Origin of the sequence: Palleronia sp. THAF1, from assembly GCF_009363795.1 — a bacterium.
GTDB lineage: Bacteria > Pseudomonadota > Alphaproteobacteria > Rhodobacterales > Rhodobacteraceae > Palleronia.
This window is the reverse complement of the sequence record NZ_CP045421.1, coordinates 17998-37084: the sequence shown is the minus strand read 5'-3', so window position 1 is coordinate 37084 and position 19087 is coordinate 17998. Positions and strand designations below refer to the sequence as shown.

Here is a 19087-nt window from a genome sequence, read left to right as displayed (position 1 = left end):
AGTGCTGTGTCCGACACAGCGCCAATCATCGCCCGATTGTAGTTTATCGGCGCATCCGAATACCCACCCACATTGGCCCTTCATCAGTGGAAGTTACCGCGCATAATCAAGGCGTCGGACTTTCTGGCTGCCTAATTACCGTGGGGACGCAATCATGGCTTTATTCGAGTATTTCGATAAGCAGAGCGGTGTTTCGAAGCGCCGTTCATTCGATGCTTTGGTTTCCGGCTCGCGCCGCTCGATTGCCATGCTTGCAACCGACATCGCGGCTTGCGGTCTGGCATTCATTCTGGGGACATATCTGGCCACTGGCGCGGTTCCCACCGCCGCCGTCGGCTGGATCCAGCTAATCATCGCGCTTTTGGCAGGCGTCGTGATCCTGCCGGCGGTTGTCACCTATCGCTCGAACCTGCGTTTCGTATCGCTTGGCGATCTGGTGTCGTTGGCGGTCGCGGCGGTCCTGATCGTCACCGTGTTCGGGTCGGGCGTGCGCCTGTCTGGTGTCACCGAATCCACCATCCGCGCCGACATCGTCATGCTGCTGGTCCTTGTGTCCCTTCTCGCGGCCCCACGCGCCTTCTTCCGCGGGCAGGATCTGCTGACCTCCCGGTCACGTCATGTCACTGCCGCAGCAGAAGACGGGCAGCAGACCGATTCGGTCCTGCTTGTCGGTCGCGGCACGGCTTGCGAGCTTTTTCTCCGGTCGTTGAGAAATCAGGTTGCGATCCGCTATGCACCGGTCGGTATCATCGACGATATTTCGAATACTGTCGGCACGTGCATCCACGGAATTCCGATCCTGGGCGACTACCACGACTGCGACGCGGTTCGCGCCACGCTGGAAAAACGGGCGGTGTCGCTGGACCGGATCATCCTGACAGAGCCCTTGACCCGGCAAGCGACCGTGGCGCTGGAGCCGCTTTTCAGCTGGGCGCGGGCGTCGGGCATCACGGTATCCCAGCTTCCCGGTCTCAGCGCCTTGCGTCCGATGGGACCGACCGGCGATCTTGCGACAATCGACATCCACGCCCTGCTGGAACGGCAGGAAGCCAAGGTCGACTACAAGTCGATCCAATCCTTGGTAAAAGGCCGCCGCGTGATGATCACGGGCGCAGGCGGCTCGATCGGGTCCGAGCTGGTGCGACAGGTCGCATCCTTGGGTCCGTCGCAGGTCGTCCTGATCGAAAGCTGCGAGCTGAACAGCTACCAGATCGACATGGACCTTGGCCGTCACTACCCCAAGGTCCAACGCCATTCCTACATCTGCTGCATCCGTGATCGCGCCCGGCTGGCAACGATCTTCCGCACGCACCGCCCGGAATTGGTCTTCAACGCTGCCGCTCTCAAGCACGTGCCCATCGTCGAAGCCAACCCCTGCGAGGGCGTGTTGACCAACGTGGTCGGCGCCCGCAACGTCGCCGATCTGGCGCTGGAAACCGGCGCGCTGGCGATGATCCAGATATCGACCGACAAGGCCGTCAACACATCCAATGTGATGGGCGCGACGAAGCGTGTGGCAGAGCTTTACTGCCAGGCGCTCGACAAGCGCGGCGGCACCCGGTTCATGACCGTCCGCTTCGGCAACGTGTTGGGCTCGTCCGGCTCGCTGATCCCTCTGTTCAAGCGCCAGATCGACGAAGGCGGCCCGCTGACGGTCACCGACGCGCGCATGACGCGGTTCTTCATGACCATCCGCGAGGCAGTCGAACTGACTCTTCTGGCCTCTGCCAGCGGGCTTCAGCGCGATCTGTCCCAAGGGCAGATCATGGTGCTGGATATGGGAGAGCCGATCCCGATCATGAACATCGCCGAACGGATGATCCGATTGGCCGGGATGGTGCCGGGCCGCGACATAAAGATCGAGACGATCGGCATCCGCCCCGGAGAGAAGCTCTTCGAAGAGCTGTTCGACGCCAAGGAAGTTCGCACCAAAAGCGCGGTCGAGGGCATCCACGTCGCCACGACCGAAGGGCGCCCCCTATACGAGATGCGCGACGGCATCGCCGCACTGGACGCTGCCGCCCGACATGGCGCGGCATCGCTCGTCGTGTCCATCCTCTCCGAAATCGTGCCGGGCTACGAGCCCGGGCCGTCTGCTTCAGACACTGCCCCCCAAGACGGCACCGCTGCGCAGCCCCACCGTCCCGCCCGGCACGATACCATTCCAGACCTAAGAGAAGCAGGAGTTGTATGATGCGAAACGAAGCTTCAATCAGCGGGGCGTTGAGCGTCCCAACACCGGTAAAGCCCGCGCTTCCTGCCCGGAAACCCCGCCCGGTCTGGCCGCGCTACGACGCCGAACAGGTCGCCGCCGTCTCGCGTGTGCTGCAAAGCGGACATGTGAACGCATGGACCGGCCCGGAAGTCTCGGAATTCGAAATCGCGTTTGCCGACATGGTCGGCAGCACACACGGAATCGCGGTCGCGAACGGTAGCCTAAGCCTGAACCTCGCGCTAGACAGTCTCGATCTCGATCCCGGCGATGAAGTCATCGTGACGCCCCGCAGTTTCGTCATATCGGCCAGTGCCGTGATCCTTGCCGGCGGCGTTCCGATCTTCGCGGATGTCGATCCCGACACGCAGAACATCACGCCCCGGTCGATCGCCGAGAAAATCAGCCCCCGCACCGTCGGTATCATTCCCGTTCACCTTGCGGGTTGGCCCTGCGACATGAAGGGGATCATGGATGTTGCCGAAGCGCATGACCTCTGGGTGATCGAGGATTGCGCCCAGGCCCACGGCGCGCGGATCGAAGGCCGCCATGTCGGCAGCTTCGGAGACTTCGGATCATTCTCGTTCTGTCAGGACAAGATCATGACCACGGGTGGCGAAGGCGGCATGTTGGTCACCGATTCTGACCGCTTGTGGCGCAGCGCCTGGTCGCGAAAGGATCACGGAAAGGACTACGGGCTGGTCCACAGCAACGATCATCCGCCGGGTTTCCGTTGGCTTCATGCCGATTCCGGCACAAACCTTCGGATGTCCGGCATGGCCGCTGCGATCGGGTTGGTCCAAATCAGGCGCATGTCCGACTGGCATCGGCTACGCCTCCGCAACGCTCACATCCTGGCCGACGCATTCAGTGAATGCCCCGCCCTGCGCGTGCCCATGCCCGATACGGCCACGACCCACGCCTGGTATCGCTTCTATGCCTTCGTGCGCCCGGAAGCGTTGAAGCCCGGCTGGGATCGCGATCTCGTCCTTGCGGAGATCGCACAACGTGGCCAGACGGCCTTCAGCGGCAGTTGCCCCGAGATCTACGACGAGGGCGTGTTCCGCAAAGGGGGCTTCCGTCCCGCCAAACCGCTGCCCGTCGCGCATGAGTTGGGCAAGACAAGCCTGGCGTTCCGGGTCGATCCAACACTGAACGCGCGGGAAATGAACCGGCTGGCCGATGCCGTCGTAGACGTGATGGCGCTTGCCACCAGATGAGCCCGATCGTTCTTGTTCAGGCCGGACTGGGGGCGGGCGGGGTCGAGAAGGTCATCGCCCGCCTTGCGACACACCTGGAATCTTTGGGGTATGTTCCAACGATCCTAGCCATCAACGACCGCCCACAGGACGCCTATTATGCGGTGCCCGACAGCGTCAAAGTCCGCTCGATGGAAGCCGAGCTGGGCCTTGATGCCACGAATTCCACCGCAAGACGCGTCGCCTGGATCAGACGGTGCATCAGGGACGCGCGGGCGGATACCGTGCTGTCCTTCCTGACCAAGATCAACGTACAGACAACGCTGGCCTGCACCGGGTTGGGCGTGAAACTGGTCCTGTCCGAACGCAACAATTTCCGGCGTCAGGTGATGAACCCGTTGTGGCGCGTCCTCATGCCGTTCGCGCATTATTGCGCAGATCATTCGGTCATGCTGACGAAGGCACAGCGAGACGCCCTACCGGCGTTCGCATCCCGCAAAGCCAGCGTGATCTATAACGCCGTCGAACCCATGGGCACCGCACCTTCCGCCACTCCGGACGGCCACTTCGTGGCGGTCGGTCGTCTGGTCGAGCAAAAGGGCTTCGACATCCTACTTCGCGCACTGCGCATCGGGCGCGACGCGGGTGCCGACCTGCGTCTGACCATCTACGGGCAGGGCGAAAAGCTGTCTGACCTTCAATCTCTTGCAACACATCTGCATCTCGAAGATGCCGTGACCTTCGCCGGGCGCACGCCGCGTCCCCACGACTGGATGGCGAATCCCGCAGTCTTCGTGCTGTCGTCACGCTACGAAGGCTTCGGGAACGTGTTGGTCGAAGCCCTCGCCGCAGGGTTCGCCGTCATATCGACCGATTGCGATTGGGGTCCTGCCGAGATCATCGAGCCAGAGAAATCCGGCGTCCTTGTACAGCCGGACGATCCGAAGGCGTTGGCCGATGCGATGCTGCGCCTGTACGCCGATCCGAACCTGCGCGCCACGCTGGCCCGCAATGGGCTGGACCGCGCAGGGGACTTTTCGGAAGACCGCATCATGTCGCAATGGATGGCGGCGATAGAGTCCGCCTCAAGCCGTCAGCGCATCAGGGAGCGGGTTGGGAAATGGGCCGCGTAGACCCACCGGGGGCCACGTAGCGCTCCGCCGACTTCACCACATTGCGATTGAACACCGCGCGGTAGGGCCAGGTCTCTACCGTGCGGTGGATCACGTGCGTCACAAGAATCGTGGGAACAATGACGGCGGCGTAGAACAACACCCCGGACAGGAACACGTCGGGCGTGAAGAAGCCCAGTTTCTGGAACGTCATGCGCACCGCCAGATAGGTATAGGGATGCACAAGGTACAGGCTGTAGCTGACCGTTCCGATATACAGCAACGGCCGCCACGTCATGATGCGCCCGGTCAGGCTGCCCGGTGCGGCCGCGTGGTAGAAGTAGGCGCCCGTCAGTGTGATCGTCGCCAGCGCGATGGGGCTGGAGAAGTCGGCCCAGACGTAGGCGAAGTGCCCTTGCGATGCGATCAGCCCCAGGCCCAGCAAGAGCAGCAGCTCTACCGGCACCGCGGTGCTCCGCGGCAGCAACCAGCCTCGGTCATGTCCGATTCGGGCAGCCATCCCCATCAGGAAGAAGACAGAGACCGGGAACGCCAGCATGAAGGCAACCGCCAAGGCGACCGCGACGCTTCCGCCCAGCCAATGCGGACGCTTGATCGTCCAGACGACGACCATGCAGGTCAATGCGTAGAAGAAGACCTCGAACGTCAGGCTCCAGGCGTTCGGTGTCAGCTGGCCCGTCGGAGTGAACAGATCCATGAACGTGAGCGCGACAAAGATTGTGTAGGGATCAAGAGAGACGTCGCCCTGCCCCGTCACACCGGCGAGGACGATGAAGATCACCGTCATGAACAGGAACAACGGATAGATCCGCCAAAAGCGCCGCGCCGCGAACTCGCCCGCCGAATAGCGCATCGCGCTTGGCAGGATGACGAACCCGCTGATCGTGAAGAAAAGGTATACGCCGTAGGTGCCCAGGTTCCAGAACACCTCTGACCGGGCGACGAACTCCGTCATCTCGGGATAGGCATGCTCACGCAGACCGTTCAGAATGTGCGCGAAGAACACCATCATCGCCGCCAGCCCGCGCAATCCATGAACGGCTGCGTTGAACTGTGTTTTCTGGTGACCCGCCGGGGTTGTTGCCCCCGACCCGTTCGACATCTGCGGATCGATCATCGTGCTTAACCTCGCCAAGATTGCGCCGCCCGCAACGTGCTGGCCGACACCTTCATCTTCGATCCGGAACCAATGCGGCGAAACTGGCCATGAGCCCAGATTTCTAGCCCTATTGAGTAAACTCGATCGCAATGGGTGATTGAGAGGTCCGACCGGCGGCGGCACAAAAACAGGCATTGGGGGAAACCGCGTGTCCAATCTGGGCATCACTGTTTGCCGGTTCAGGGAACTTGGAGAGTGCAGCCATGAAAACCGTTTTCGTCGGCGCGGTCGAAGGTTCAGAAAGGGCGCTTTCGGCCTTGATAAGGTCAGGACGCGCGCCCGACCTTGTCGTGACCTTGCCGCCTGACCGGGCCAAGCGCCATTCGGATTTCGCCGATCTGGTACCGCTGGCGCGAAGTAGCGGTTCGCAGCTCCATTTCACCGACAATATCAATGATCCGCAGACACTGGCCGCCATCGCGGACCGGGAACCCGACCTTGCTTTGGTCATCGGCTGGTCTCAGATCGTCCACGCTCCATTCCGCGCCATCCCGCGCCTTGGCACCTTGGGCTTTCATCCCGCGCCACTGCCCCAGTTGCGGGGGCGTGCGTCGATCCCTTGGACGATCTTGGCCGGCCTGACCGAAACCGCCGCCAGCCTGTTCTGGATCGACGAAGGCTGCGACACCGGCGACATCGCGGCGCAGGCCCCGATCCCGGTTACGACGCTGGAAACCGCGCGTTCGCTTTACGACAAGCAGGTCAACGCGCTAAGCCAACTTCTGCCAAAGGTCCTTGCCCGGATCGAGTCCGGCCAGATTGACCGCAGCCCACAGGACCACACGAAAGCCAGTTATTGCGCGCGGCGGCGGCCCGGCGACGGTCTGATCGACTGGACCCGCCCCGCCGAAGAGCTTGACCGCCTGATCCGCGCCGTCGGCGATCCCTATCCCGGCGCGTTCACCCATATGGACGGCCACACCGTCCAGATCGATGCCGCGCATGTGTTCGACGGCCCGCCGCGTTACATCGGCATACCCGGCCAGATACAGGATCGCGGGCCGGGCTGGGTCCGGGTCAGCTGCGGCGGCTTTTCCTGCATTGAAGTGACCGCTTGGCGCAATCAGACGCTGACCCCCCTTCCCCGCCACGCCATCCTTGGCCAGAACCAACGGGTCAGCGCATGACGATCTGGGGTCCACAAGTCCTGGTCACCTCTGCCGGACGACGTGTCGGTCTGGTCGAAGCCTTTCGCAATGCCGGTTCCGAAATCGGCGTTACCGTCCATGCCTGTGACCTGAACCCACGGCAAAGCGCGGCCTGTGACGCCGCGGATCATGCCTTCGCGGTCCCGCGATGCGATGGGCCGGGCTACGTCGATGCGTTGCTGACCTATTGCGATCGCAACGGCATCGAACTTCTGGTGCCGACCATCGACACCGAACTCTCCGTACTGGCCGAGGCCGCCGGGCAATTCCAGAAGATCGGCTGCCGGGTACACGTCGGCTCACCCGAATTGATCGACATCGTGCGCGACAAGAACCTGACGTGCATGCATCTGGGCCGGCACGGCGTTCCCGTCCCGAAGACCTACACGCCCGAAGTCGCCCGCACGCTGGCCTATCCCGACCATTGGCCGCTGTTCAGCAAACCCTCGGGCGGCAGCGCCAGCCGCGGCCTGTTGAAGCTGGATCGACCCGAAGACATGCCGGACAGCTTTGACGAGCCGACGATCGTGCAGGAGTTTCTCGACGGGCCGGAATACACGGTCAACGTCTTCGTGGATCAACGCGGAAGCCTGCGGACAATCGTCCCGCATCTGCGCCTGTCGATCCGCGCGGGAGAGGTCGAAAAGGGCCGCACTGTCCGCGATCCGCGAATCCAGACCATTGCACGTGACCTGGTGGCGGCGCTGCCAGAGCCTCGCGGCGTGATGTGCTTCCAGTTGATCGATGACAAGACGCGCGGCCTGCGCGTGTTGGAGATCAACGCTCGCTTCGGTGGCGGCTTCCCCCTGGCCGACCGTGCCGGGGCCAATTTCGCACGCTGGCTGCTGGCCGAGACACTGGGCCAGGACAGCGGCGCGCACGACAACTGGATCGAGGGGGTCGAGATGATTCGATACGACGCCGCGTTCTTCCATTTCCATGAGGCAGCCGCGCAGCCGGTTGAAGCCGCCGAATGACGTTCGTCGTGTTCGATCTGGACGACACCCTGTATCTGGAACGGGATTTCGCCTTCAGCGCCTATTCGATCGCCGATCAATGGGTGCTGGCGCGTATTGGGCTTTCGGGACTGGAACGCGCGTGTCGGAGCGCCTTCGAAAAGGGAGACCGCACCCGCATCTTCGATCGCGCGCTGGCGCTGCTCGGCTGCCCGCCCGACCCGACGCTGGTGACGGAGCTGACAGAGATCTACCGCCATCACACCCCGCGCATTTCCTTGCAACCCGACGCCCAGCGAGCATTGCGCCGATATGCCGGTCGGGCCGCCTTGATCAGCGACGGCCTTGCGGCCACTCAATCGGCGAAGGTCGAAGCGCTTGGCCTGCGGGACTATCTGGCGCCGATCGTGCTGACCGGCGCATTGGGCCCGAACGCCGGCAAGCCCGCCCCGGACGCCTATCTTCAGGTCGAACGGGCAACGGGTCTTGGCAAGAATGACTTGGTCTATGTCGCAGACAATCCCGTAAAGGATTTCATCACGCCCCGCCGACTTGGCTGGCAGACCGTGATGATCGCCCGGCCCGGCCGCGTCCATACGGCGCCGCCCCCCACACCCCTGCACGCAGCCGAACACCGCATCACGACGCTCGACGATCTGGAGACGGTCCTGCAACCCGCCAAGTCGACGGTCTAGCGCACCGCCCCAAGCGCACCGTGCCCTCGGCGCGACAGCAAACGCGGCGGGTCCTGCAGCATGTCGACATAAGTCTTTTCGACCGCGCCGACGCTGGTCTCGATAGCGAACCGCTCGCGCACCGAGGCCCGAGCCGCTTCTGTCACCCGGCCGCGCAAGCCTGGATCGCCCGTCAGGGCTTTCACGCGGTTTGCGTAGATTCCCGGATCGTCGGGCGGGACCAGAAACCCCGTTATCCCGTCTGAAATCGCTTCCACATTGCCGCCGTGGCGGCTGGCGATGACCGGAACACCCAGGTCCATCGCCTCTATCAGCGTGCGCCCGAACGGCTCGTCCAGTGCCGAAACGATCAGCGCGTCCAGCGCCGACATGGGCCCCGCAACGGGCGAACGATGCCCCATCAGACGCAAGCTGTCGGACACGCCCAGCTGATCTGCCAGCGCCTTGACCTCTTCGACTATCGTCGATCCGGGGCGGTCCACTTCTCCGAACATCAGCCCAAAGACCTGGCGCTTGGGCATCGCATCGCGTGCTTCCTTCAGGATGCGGACGAACATCTCGGGCCGCTTCCGCGCGATCAGCCCGCCCACATAGCCGATCAGAACGGCATCTTTCGGGTCGGCTCCGATCTCGGCGCACAAGGCCGACCGGTGGGCCATCCTATCGGGCGGGACGAAATTGAACTCGAAGGGGCTGCGCACCACCGACACCCGGTCTTTCATGTGCGCCCGCGCCCGCTGGGGCACGGCGAAGTCTGACACGCTCAGCAACCGATCCGCCATGATGGGCGCGATCAGGTTGGCGCCCCGCGTCTTGGGGTCTTCGCGGTGGTGCCAAAGGTGCCGCACGCCCGACAGCCGCGCCGCGGGGGACCAATTTACGTGCATCCGACCGTCATTCGTATGCACGATGTCGATACGGCGCTGGCGCAGCGCGGCGGCCAACCGCCAGACCGAACGCGCAAGGTAGCCGGCCGCGCCGGTATCATGGGGTGTGCGGCTGTAGGCCGGCGCCATGATCCGCACGTCTTCCAGAACCTCGCACGGAAGGCCCATGTCGCGCACCATCTCTGCCAAACGTCCTGATGTGCGATGCAACAGAACTTGGGGGGCGAAACGGTCGCGGTCCAGCCGGGCGGCAAGCGTCAGCGAGGACACATGACTGCCGCCGATCACGTCACCGCCGACATAAGGAAACAGGATGCGTATCAATGCCTTGCTCTCCGTTCACGTCATACAATAGGCATCCCCGCTCCCCATCGGACCCGCAATCCCCCACATGCGCCACATCCTACCCCGAAAAGCGTATTCTGCGCGCTCCCTCAGGGCCTTAGCCTGAGATCGACCCTCAGGAGCGCGAGCGCCGTGACCATGACGAACCATATCGGGCCAATACCAGCGTCCGTTCCGGTCCATTCCGGCGTTGCCAAGGTAGCAGGCCGGTTCGAGATGCCACTGGCCGCCGCGGTCGTGTTCCTGTCGCCCTTCAACGTGATCCGCGTGCCGGGCGTCTATCTGACCGCTTCGGACATCTGCGTTCTGGTCGCGCTGTTCGTTCTGATCATCACAGGGCGGCTGACACTGGCGCCGTTCGGACGGTTTTCGACAATCTGGTACGGCGGCTTCCTTGCGCTTGCAGGCGGACTGCTGATCGGGTCGATCGCCAACCAGCGCCTTGTCGAAGGGGCCGAGGTTCTGGCCCAGTATTTCTTCGCCATGGTGATCGTGCCGATGGTCATCACCCGCCGCAGCATCGACGAATGTCATACCCTGATCGGCATTTTCGCCCTGTCGATGTGCGTGGCCAGCCTGCACGGCATCTACCTGATTGAATTCGCGACCAACCCACCGCTGAATTTCGTTTCGATCTCTGGCCGGTTGCGCGGGGTCGTCGAACGCTCGAACGAGGCCGCCGCTCTCGGCGCGATGGCGCTTGTCGCGGTTCTCTATCTTGGGGCAGAGCGGCAGATACGACGCACGATCGTCCTGCCCGCCGCGGCCGTCATCCTGTACGGAATCTTCCTGACGGCATCGAACACCGGGCTTTTCGCGGCCGGTATTGGTGCGGCGGTCTACACAGCTCTTCAGCGCACAAGACGGCACATCGGGAACATGCTTCTGCTGGTCGCCATGGGCGTGCTCGTGATCGCCGTGTTCGGTACAGACATCCTTCCCGCCTCCTTCATGAACCGTGTCGCCGGTGCGTTGACCTCTGCCGACCTTTCGCAGGCCGGGTCGTTCGACGGACGCATGGAACTGGTGCAAGAAGGCTGGGACAAGGCCGCCGATCACCTGTTCATCGGCATCGGTGCCGATGGCTACCGCTACATTTCCAGGTTCGATCAACCCGTTCACAACACCTACGTCCTGATGCTGGTCGAGGGCGGCGCGCTGTCGTTGGCCGGCTTGGTCATGATGTTCGCCGGAACCGCCATGCTGGGGATCGCCCGGACACTGTATCGTCCCACGCGGAACCGGGGCGCCTTCGTTCTGGCGATGGCGCTGATCTGCCTGCTCGTGCTGAACGCCTTTGCCCACGTCTTCGCCCGATTCTGGATCGTTCCCGTCGTGCTGGTGATCGCACTGGCCGTATCGGGATCGGACTACCCGCATGGGCGGAGCACCCCCGCCCGAAAGGATTAGACTCTCTGTCTTTGCCCAGATGATCGAAACTGTTTGCCCTGCAAGACTGGACGTCAACGCAGGTGACTGAAAAGGCGGAGCTCTCCGATCGGGACCGTTCCGCACCTGACACGTAACATGGACGGAACGACGATGACCGATAGGACAGCAGGGCAGACACTCCAATCAAACCTTTCGGATTTCGCCGGGGCTGACATCCTGGGGCTTCTTCGACGGAATGCCGGTCTGATCCTGTTGGTGACGTTGCTCGGATCGGCCCTGACCGCGTTCTGGCTTAGTCGACAGGCCCCGATCTATGTTTCCAGCGCGGCAGTCGTCTTGCGCGGGTCCGAGCTTCCCAGCGACACGACCCAAAACACACAAAATCAAACCACGCTCAATCCGACGCAGGTATTCACCGAAGTGGAAGTGATGTCGTCGCGTGATTTCGTTCGCCGCCTGGCCGAACGGCTCGATCTGTTCGATGACCCACGATACAACCCTGCCCTTGCCCCTGATGATGGGGTGGACATGGTGGCCTGGCTCCAACCGCGCCTCGATTTGCTCACCGAACGAGTTTTTCCGGGCCGAGATTTCCGTTTCCCGCTTCCGGTCGGCAGTGACGCACGGATGATGACCGAAGAAGCGCAGCACGATGCGGTCGTCAACAAGCTGTTGTCGCAGTACGACGTATCGGCCAGCGACCGACACAACGTCGTGCGCATTCAGATCCGGCATCCGAACCCCGAGCTTGCAGCCTACTTCGCCAACGAAGCGGCCAATCTTTATATCGACATGCGGGCGACGAACCAGCAGCGCGATCTGGACCGTCTCATCACCTTCCTGACCCAGCGTAGCAACGAGATCGCAGACGGATTGAAGCAAACGCAAAGCGAAGCGGCCGCGTTGATCCGCGACCACGGTCTGCACGACACCACCGCCACACAGCTTCTGATCGCCGAAAATATCCGGCTTGAGAACATGGCCGCCGTCGCCGATCCGGGCACGGAACGCACGCGCGAGATCAACACCCGGCTGGCAGAGATTGACACCCTTCTGGACGCGCGGGTCGCCGCCGAGATCGCCCTCGCCGAGCGTGAACTTGCCCTGAAGACAGAGACGAGCCGTTTCGACAGCGTCCGCCAGCGCCTGGACGAGCTGGAAGCGCAGCGACAGACGCCCAACTTCGACGTCGATCAGATCGCCCGCGCCGAAATTCCCCTTCGGCCCATCAGCCCATCCGTCGGTGCGACGATGGCGATCGCAGTCCTGGCCTTCGGCTTCATCGGTATCGTCCTTGTGATCCTGCGCGAGAATATCGACCATCGCGTCACCAGTTCCGCAGATGCGGAAAAAGCCACGGGGGCAGAGGTCGCCACCTCGCTGCCCAAACTCAACCGCAGGATGCTTCGGAAAAAGGGCGGTCCCGCGGGCGTCATAGCGACCCACGCCGACGCCAGTTATGCCAACGGCGTCAGTTCGCTTGTGACACTTGCCATGCGGGATGCGCAGATTGGAAAGGCGCCCGTGGTTCTCATCGGATCTTCGATCTCCGGCGAAGGCAAGTCGTCGATCTCTTCGGCGATGGCCGTCTCCGCATCCCGCGACGATCTGAGGGTTCTGCTGATCGACTTCGACACCCATCATATGGGCGCCTCCACGCTTCTCAACGCGGTGCGCAACCGCCACAGGATGACCGCCCTGCTGAACGGAGAGGTAACCGCGTCGGATGTCATCAGACCCACCAAACATGCGGGGGTGGATGTGATGAATTTCAAGCCGGGGTCGCGCGTGTCGCGCCGCGCGGTGCGCAGTAACAGCGCCGCCGAGATATTCGCCGAATTGCGTATCGACTATGACCTGATCATCATCGACACGCCTCCGTTTCTTGCCGCCGAAGAGGCGGGGCGTCTTGGCGGCATCGCGGACAAGGCGATCCTCGTCTGCGGTTGGCGCATGTGCAGCCAACAGGCCTTTTCCGCGACCGCCCAAAGGATGCGGAAAAGCGATCTGGAGATTGCCGGGATCGTCATCAACGGCGTCGATCCCCGATATGCGAAATCCTACGGTTATTACGCCTACACCACGTCCTACGATGAGAAGGGCTATGCGTAGCGCGCGCGCCTCTGCCCTGCGATGGGCCACGCTGCTGGCGGGTCTATTGGCGCCCGCTGCCGCAGCCGCGCTCGCGTTTCCCGGTGCTGTCGGCTACGGGCGCGACGCCGATGGCTGGCGCGGCGGGCAGATCGTGAAGGTCACGACCCTGGCTGATGAAGGCCCCGGCTCGCTGCGCGCCTGCGCCGAACGGGACGGGCCGCGCGTCTGCCTGATTCAGGTTGCCGGCACAATCATCGTGGGTCGCCCCATCATGGTCCGCTCTGATGTGTACATCGCCGGGCAGACGGCACCCGGGGACGGCATCCAGATCCGGCTTGACGGGGTCGGGGCCACGCCCCTTGTCATCAAGAATGCTCACGACGTTCTGGTGCGGTTCATCAAGGTCCGCCCCGGACCGACCGACACCCCAAGCCCAGCCGTCGATTCCGTCACCGTTGAAAACGCGCAGCGCATCTACCTGGACCACCTGTCGCTGTCCTTCGCCACGGACGAGACATTCAACGTCCATGCCAGCAAGGGCGAGACGTCCGATATCACGCTGGCCCGCAGCCTGCTCAGCTACTCCCTGGACCGGTCCAGCCATCCCAAGGGGCGTCATTCCAAGGGCGCGTTGATCTGTTCCTATGACAAGTCCGCCAGTGGCTGCGGACGGATCACCCTGTGGCGGAACGTCTTCGCGCATCACCGCGACCGCAACCCGGATGTGAAAGCATCGGCCACCGGCCCGGTCGAGGTGGTGAACAACATTTTCTACAATCCGATCAGCCAGTTCGGGGAGTACTACAATCTTGTCGGTGACACCCGCATCCTGCACGTAGGCAACGTGACCATGCCGGGGCCCAGCACGATTTCCGATCTGCCCCCATCGGTCGAGGTTTTCATGCTGGGGGGGGCCATTCCGCTGGCGCTGGCCGCGATGGACAACCTTGCCCATCAACCCGGCTGCCGCCACGACGCGCGCGGACCCGTTCTGGGCCCCACCGCACGCGAAAAGTCAGGCGCAAGGATCGCCCCCTCCCCTGCCCTTCCGGTCATACCTGCTGAAACGCTGTTCGATAGCGTGCTGGCCGACAGCGGAGACACCCTGCACCGCGACGCGCTGGACCTGCGCGTCATCGACGACCTGCGCACCTGTGGTGGTCGTGTGATCGACAGAACCGACGATGTCGGCGGTTGGCCTTCACTGGCCGCAGCCCCCGCCGCGCAAGACACCGACGGCGACGGCCTGCCCGACGACTGGGAAGCGACCCGCCCCGCGCTTTCGCCCAATCGGGCCGACGATGTCTGGGCCACGGACACATCCACCGGCCAACCCTTGATCGAGTCCTATCTCTCGGAGCTTGCCGGGGACAGGTCGGGGCCAGACTGATGCGGCCAGGCATGCCAAATCTGCCGGTCCGGTTGCTTAGACTGAAAGCAAGTAATTCTAAGGGGAATCGCATGGCTTGGCAAGCAGACGCGACAATCGCCCCCAGTGCTCCGCCTCAGAACAAGGACACGGTTTTGCGCCGTCCCCGGATCGCACTGGTCCAAGCCGGGCTGGGTGCAGGTGGCACGGAAAAAGTAATGGCCCAACTTGCCACGCGCCTCGACCGGGATGGCTATGTCGTAACGATGCTGGCGATCCACGGAACGTCCGATACAGCCTACCATCCGTTGCCCGCAGGCGTTGCCCTTCGAACCATGGCCTCGGAACTTGGCGAGAGCGCCGCCAATCGAACCCTTCGCCGCATTGCCTGGCTGCGCCGCACGCTTCGCGGACAGGACCTTGCCCTGTCCTGCCTGACAAAGATCAATGTTCAGACTGCGCTGGCGACAGCGGGAACGGACACGCGCTGGATCGCGTCCGAGCGTAACAACTTCAGACAACAGCGCATGAACCCACTGTGGCGCGCGGCGATGCCACTGACGCTGTCGCGGGCCGACGCCGTGGTGATGCAGACCAAGGCCGCACGCGACGCCTTGCCCGGTTGGGCCGTGCGAAACGCGCGCGTCGTCGCGAATCCCGTGGCAACCGCCGTACTGACGACGACCAAAGCTCCGTCCAGCGACTTGATTGCCGTCGGTCGTCTGAACGATCAGAAAGGTTACGACGTCCTTCTTCATGCCCTGCGTATCGCGCGCGACCGCGGGCACCGCCTTCCGCTGACCATCTATGGCGTCGGCAAGCAAGAGGCCAAACTGAAAGCGCTTGTGCAGTCGCTGGACCTTGGCTGTCAGGTCCGCTTCGCCGGCCGCTCTGACGTCCCCCTTGGCTGGACCGCTTCGCCGGGAATCTTCGTGCTGTCATCCCGCTTCGAGGGCTTTCCCAACGTGCTGATAGAGGCAATGGCGTCAGGCTTTGCCGTGCTGTCCACCCGATGCGACTGGGGGCCAGGAGAGATCATAACAGACGGCACCGACGGGATGCTCGTTCCGGTCGGCGACCCGGCGGCCATGGCCGAAGGGCTGATCCGCTTGCAGTCATCCCCGGCCCTGCGGCACCGCCTGGCCAATGCCGCAAAAAGCCGGGCGCAGGACTTCGACGAGGCCATCATCATGGGGCAATGGATGCAGGTGATCGAGGACATGCTGCGCGAACGCAGCGGGGCAGCGTCAGGTCAGCCCGCGCCGACCTGATCCCTGGCAACACTCACTCTATTCGGCGGGAACCTGCGTCAGCCCGTCACGCTGGCGCACCACGCGATCGCCGTTCAGCTCACGCTCGACGATGGGGCGGTTCATCCGCTTGGTCTGCTGGAAGATGCGGCCGATATACTCGCCGACAATCCCCAGAAACATCGCGTTCATGGTGATCGACAGCAAAAGCAGCATCGTGGTCGTCGCAAATCCCGGCGGCCATTGCTGTCCGAAGATCAACTTGCTGACCAGGTAGCCGATCGCCACCAGAAATGTCAGCGTGCCGACCAGCAGGCTGGTCATCGACGCGATCCGAAGCGGCACCAGCGAATGGTTGACGATGCCGTCCACCGCCAGCGTCACCATCGCCTTCAGGGGAAACTTGCTGTGCCCCGCCACGCGCGCGGCCCGGTCATAGCTCAGCCCGATCTGACTGAATCCCATCGTGCTGATAAGGCCGCGCAGATAGGGCGTACTGTCATCCACCCGCCGCAGTTCGGTCAGGATACGCCCGTCGACCAGACGAAACTCGCCCACGTCGCGCGGCAAGTCATCCTCGCTCAGCCGGTCGATCATCGCGTAAAAGATCCGCCGCAGGGCCGCGACGACAGGGCCGTCCGGCAGGCTTTTCCGGATGCCGTAGATCACCGCATGGCCCTCGGACCAAGCTGCCAGCATCTGAGGGATCATCTCTGGCGGGTCTTGCAGGTCGGCGTCGATTTGCACCGCGCAATCGCCCCGTGCCTTCTGGTAGGCCATCAGCAGGGACCGCTGGTAGCCCACGTTTCGCGACCAGCGCAAAAGACGCACCCGGCTGTCCTTTTCGGCCAACGACGCCAGCAGCGCCTCGGTCTCGTCGGTCGAATGGTTGTCGGCGAAGATCAGCTCCATGTCGTGATCGGGCAGCTGGTCGAACACGCGGGCGATGCGTCCGTAGGTCCGCATCACGTTCTCTTCCTCGTTGAAGACCGGCACGATCACCGAGACGAGGGGCTTGCCGCTGTCGTGACGAAGCATGTGCATCTTCATTCTCCTGCAGGGATCGCGCGTTCCGCCAATTCAGAGCGCACGGGCAGCGACCGGGCCAGGCCCTGTCGCAAGTCCAGTTGAGCCGTCCAGCCAAGGCGGCGGCGGGCCAGTTTCGCATCCGCGAACAACGACTGTGACGGGCCGGGCATCGGGTCCAGGCACACCAGATCGCAGGACGCGTCCAACGCTTCGATCACGCGCCGCGCCAGGTTGCCCATGCTTGTCGCCCGATCAGGCGCAAGGTTCACGATCGGCGGCGGCGAAGCGCATTGCGCGATTGCCATCAACCCCGCAACCACATCGTCCACATGGATCATCGGCCGACGATCCATCGGCCGCGCGATGCGCACGGGGCGCCCGGCGGACAGCTCGGCCAGAAGCCGCGCCGCCAGAAAGGACTGGGACTGCCCCGTTCCGTAGGTCAGGCCAAGCCGCGCGGTGGTGATCGGGAACGGCACGCGCTCGGACATCGCGCCAAGGTAGCCGGTTCCGGCAAGGATCGTGGCGCCGTAAACTGTCGCCGGTCGGCAAATGTGGCTTTCCGCGCAGGCGACCCGAGAGAACCCGTATTCCGCAAGGCTGCCCGCACGCACGAAACAGCGCGGCGGCGTGGCGGCTTGCGCCGCCACCTCTACCGTCGTCAGAAGCGGAACGATATCGGACATGGCCAAGTCAGCGACACCAGCACCGCTAGCGGATGCGGGCGGGCGGGTCGTCGCCGCCAGGTAGTAGACCTGCGCGCCGGGAAACGAGTCGAACAGCCCTGCCACGGCCGTAGGATCCGTCAGGTCGATCCGGTGCAGGTCCTCTGCCGCCACCGCATCGCGCTTGGGGCGGCCCACAACGATCACGCGCGTTCCCTGCGCCCGAAGGGTCTTCACCAGGTGACGCCCGATGAAGCCCTCACCCCCTATGACGATGGCGCTTGTCACCGGACTAGATCATCCGGACGTCAGGCAGAGGCACAAGGAACCGTCCACCGGCGGCCGCAAAATCGGCCTGTTGTTCCAGAATCTCGTCCAGGAAGTTCCAGGCCAGCACCAGCAGGACGTCGGGCTTCTCGGTCTTGATGGCCTCGGGGCTCTTGACCGGAATGCCCGTGTTCGGGGCCAGCATGTTCTGCTTCAGCGGGTTGCGGTCCACCAGGAAGTCCACGCGATCCGGCCCGATTCCGAAGTAGGTCAGAAGCGTGTTGCCCTTGGCCGGCGCACCGTATCCGGCCACCTTCAACCCTTCGGACTTGATCAGATCGAGCGCCGCCAACAACCGTTCACGGATGTCATGCACCCGATCGGCGAATGCGATCCACGTGGCGCGATCGGTCATGCCGGCGGCGTCCTCGCGTTCCAGCATGAAGACGACTCGCGCGCTGGGGGCTTCGCCGCAGGCCGTGCGCCGCACATAGACCCGCATCGTTCCGCCATGCACCGGCATGTGTTCGACATCGACGATATCCATGTCGAAATGCTGCACCAGCTTGCGCACGGACAGCAGGCTCAGCTCCGAGACGTGCTCGTGGTAGATGTTGTCGAACTGGTTGCCTTCCAGGATTTCAAGGCCCCAAGGCACCTCAATCACGAAAGTCCCCTCGGGCTCAAGCAGCACATCCACGGCGCGCATGAAATCGTGCAGGTCGCCGATGTGGTTGAAGGTATTGGTGGTCGAGATCACGGCGGCCTTGCCGCGTTCCTTCGCCAAACGGGCGGCCGTTTCGGGCGTGAAGTAGTCGACGACGACCTCGACGCCCCGTTCGCGCGACAGCTCGGCAATATTGGCTGCGGGGTCGATCCCCAGCGTCTTCGAGCCTTGGGCGTTCGCCGCCGCCAGCATCAGTCCGTCATTGCAGCCCACATCGACGATCAACCCACCCTTGGCGCGGGCTTCCAGCGCTTCGGCCAATCCCTTGAAATGCGTGTGCATCGTGGACGCGCCGGACGGCACATAAAGGTAATGCTCGAAGAATCCGGCGGGGATCTGGTCGGCGACCTGCACCAAACCGCAGGACAGGCAGACCTGCGCGTCCAGCGGGAAGGCGGGGTGCGGCTCTGATGCCTCTTCCGGGCGGATGAACATATTGGCCGGGGCGTGCAGCCCCAGCGGCAGAAAGCAGAAAAGGTCTTCTGACAGGCAGCAACGGCATTGCGTCAGAAGGCCGGGATCGGACAAGGCGATAGAGGAATGATTTTGCAACATGATAT

15 protein-coding genes are annotated in these 19087 nt (G+C 63.4%); 10 read left to right on the top strand and 5 right to left on the bottom strand.

All coding sequences use genetic code 11. The features are described 5' to 3' along the window. The first annotated feature begins 154 nt into the window (after positions 1 to 154). Genes FIU81_RS16405 through FIU81_RS16395 form a run of 3 tightly spaced genes read left to right on the top strand, consistent with a single transcriptional unit; the run spans position 155 to position 4544 of the window. Positions 155 to 2194, top strand: a complete 2040-nt coding sequence (locus FIU81_RS16405) for a polysaccharide biosynthesis protein (RefSeq protein WP_124113285.1) — start codon at positions 155 to 157, stop codon at positions 2192 to 2194. After that, positions 2191 to 3432 (top strand): DegT/DnrJ/EryC1/StrS family aminotransferase, encoded by a 1242-nt coding sequence (locus FIU81_RS16400; protein WP_124113282.1) that lies wholly within the window; start codon positions 2191 to 2193, stop codon positions 3430 to 3432. Before FIU81_RS16405 ends, FIU81_RS16400 begins: the two co-directional genes overlap by 4 nt. After that, on the top strand, positions 3429 to 4544 hold the full coding sequence (locus FIU81_RS16395) for a glycosyltransferase family 4 protein (protein WP_124113280.1): 1116 nt from the start codon (positions 3429 to 3431) through the stop codon (positions 4542 to 4544). The genes FIU81_RS16400 and FIU81_RS16395 overlap by 4 nt, the downstream gene beginning before the upstream one ends. Here the strand turns inward: FIU81_RS16395 and FIU81_RS16390 are convergent. Beyond that, positions 4513 to 5661: an acyltransferase family protein gene (locus FIU81_RS16390; protein WP_172971518.1), complete on the bottom strand. Its 1149-nt coding sequence runs from the start codon at positions 5659 to 5661 to the stop codon at positions 4513 to 4515. The two genes, FIU81_RS16395 and FIU81_RS16390, sit on opposite strands and share 32 nt — an antisense overlap. 245 nt (positions 5662 to 5906) lie before the next feature. Between FIU81_RS16390 and FIU81_RS16385 the strand changes: the two genes are divergently transcribed. Genes FIU81_RS16385 through FIU81_RS16375 form a run of 3 tightly spaced genes read left to right on the top strand, consistent with a single transcriptional unit; the run spans position 5907 to position 8502 of the window. After that, positions 5907 to 6830 carry a methionyl-tRNA formyltransferase gene (locus FIU81_RS16385; RefSeq protein ID WP_124113276.1) on the top strand — a complete coding sequence of 308 codons (924 nt, stop codon included), beginning with the start codon at positions 5907 to 5909 and terminating at the stop codon, positions 6828 to 6830. Continuing rightward, complete coding sequence (locus tag FIU81_RS16380) at positions 6827 to 7828, top strand: ATP-grasp domain-containing protein (RefSeq protein WP_124113274.1); 1002 nt, start codon at positions 6827 to 6829, stop codon at positions 7826 to 7828. Before FIU81_RS16385 ends, FIU81_RS16380 begins: the two co-directional genes overlap by 4 nt. Beyond that, positions 7825 to 8502: an HAD family hydrolase gene (locus tag FIU81_RS16375; protein ID WP_124113272.1), complete on the top strand. Its 678-nt coding sequence runs from the start codon at positions 7825 to 7827 to the stop codon at positions 8500 to 8502. The genes FIU81_RS16380 and FIU81_RS16375 overlap by 4 nt, the downstream gene beginning before the upstream one ends. Here the strand turns inward: FIU81_RS16375 and FIU81_RS16370 are convergent. Continuing rightward, entirely contained in the window at positions 8499 to 9713 is a 1215-nt protein-coding gene (locus FIU81_RS16370; RefSeq protein ID WP_124113270.1) for a glycosyltransferase family 4 protein, read from the bottom strand. The genes FIU81_RS16375 and FIU81_RS16370 overlap by 4 nt on opposite strands. Before the next feature lie 159 nt (positions 9714 to 9872). Between FIU81_RS16370 and FIU81_RS16365 the strand changes: the two genes are divergently transcribed. The 4 genes from FIU81_RS16365 to FIU81_RS16350 all read left to right on the top strand — a co-directional run bounded on the left by FIU81_RS16365 (position 9873) and on the right by FIU81_RS16350 (position 15860). Beyond that, complete coding sequence (locus tag FIU81_RS16365) at positions 9873 to 11144, top strand: O-antigen ligase family protein (protein ID WP_254696076.1); 1272 nt, start codon at positions 9873 to 9875, stop codon at positions 11142 to 11144. A 132-nt stretch (positions 11145 to 11276) separates the two neighbouring features. Further along, positions 11277 to 13238: a GumC family protein gene (locus FIU81_RS16360; protein WP_172971516.1), complete on the top strand. Its 1962-nt coding sequence runs from the start codon at positions 11277 to 11279 to the stop codon at positions 13236 to 13238. Next, entirely contained in the window at positions 13231 to 14610 is a 1380-nt protein-coding gene (locus FIU81_RS16355; protein WP_172971515.1) for a polysaccharide lyase family 1 protein, read from the top strand. Before FIU81_RS16360 ends, FIU81_RS16355 begins: the two co-directional genes overlap by 8 nt. A 71-nt stretch (positions 14611 to 14681) precedes the next feature. Continuing rightward, positions 14682 to 15860, top strand: coding sequence for a glycosyltransferase (locus FIU81_RS16350; RefSeq protein ID WP_172971514.1), 1179 nt, complete (start codon positions 14682 to 14684; stop codon positions 15858 to 15860). Positions 15861 to 15878: 18 nt separating this feature from the next. On the opposite strand, the gene FIU81_RS16345 is transcribed toward FIU81_RS16350, so the two are convergent. Genes FIU81_RS16345 through FIU81_RS16335 form a run of 3 tightly spaced genes read right to left on the bottom strand, consistent with a single transcriptional unit; the run spans position 15879 to position 19082 of the window. After that, the gene (locus FIU81_RS16345; protein ID WP_254696074.1) at positions 15879 to 16883 is read right to left on the bottom strand and encodes a glycosyltransferase family 2 protein; all 1005 of its coding nucleotides are present in this window, start codon (positions 16881 to 16883) and stop codon (positions 15879 to 15881) included. A 2-nt stretch (positions 16884 to 16885) separates the two neighbouring features. Then, the gene (locus tag FIU81_RS16340) at positions 16886 to 17821 is read right to left on the bottom strand and encodes an NAD-dependent epimerase/dehydratase family protein (protein WP_124113260.1); all 936 of its coding nucleotides are present in this window, start codon (positions 17819 to 17821) and stop codon (positions 16886 to 16888) included. Positions 17822 to 17825: 4 nt separating this feature from the next. Continuing rightward, entirely contained in the window at positions 17826 to 19082 is a 1257-nt protein-coding gene (locus FIU81_RS16335; protein WP_124113258.1) for a class I SAM-dependent methyltransferase, read from the bottom strand. Between the last annotated feature and the right edge of the window lie 5 nt (positions 19083 to 19087).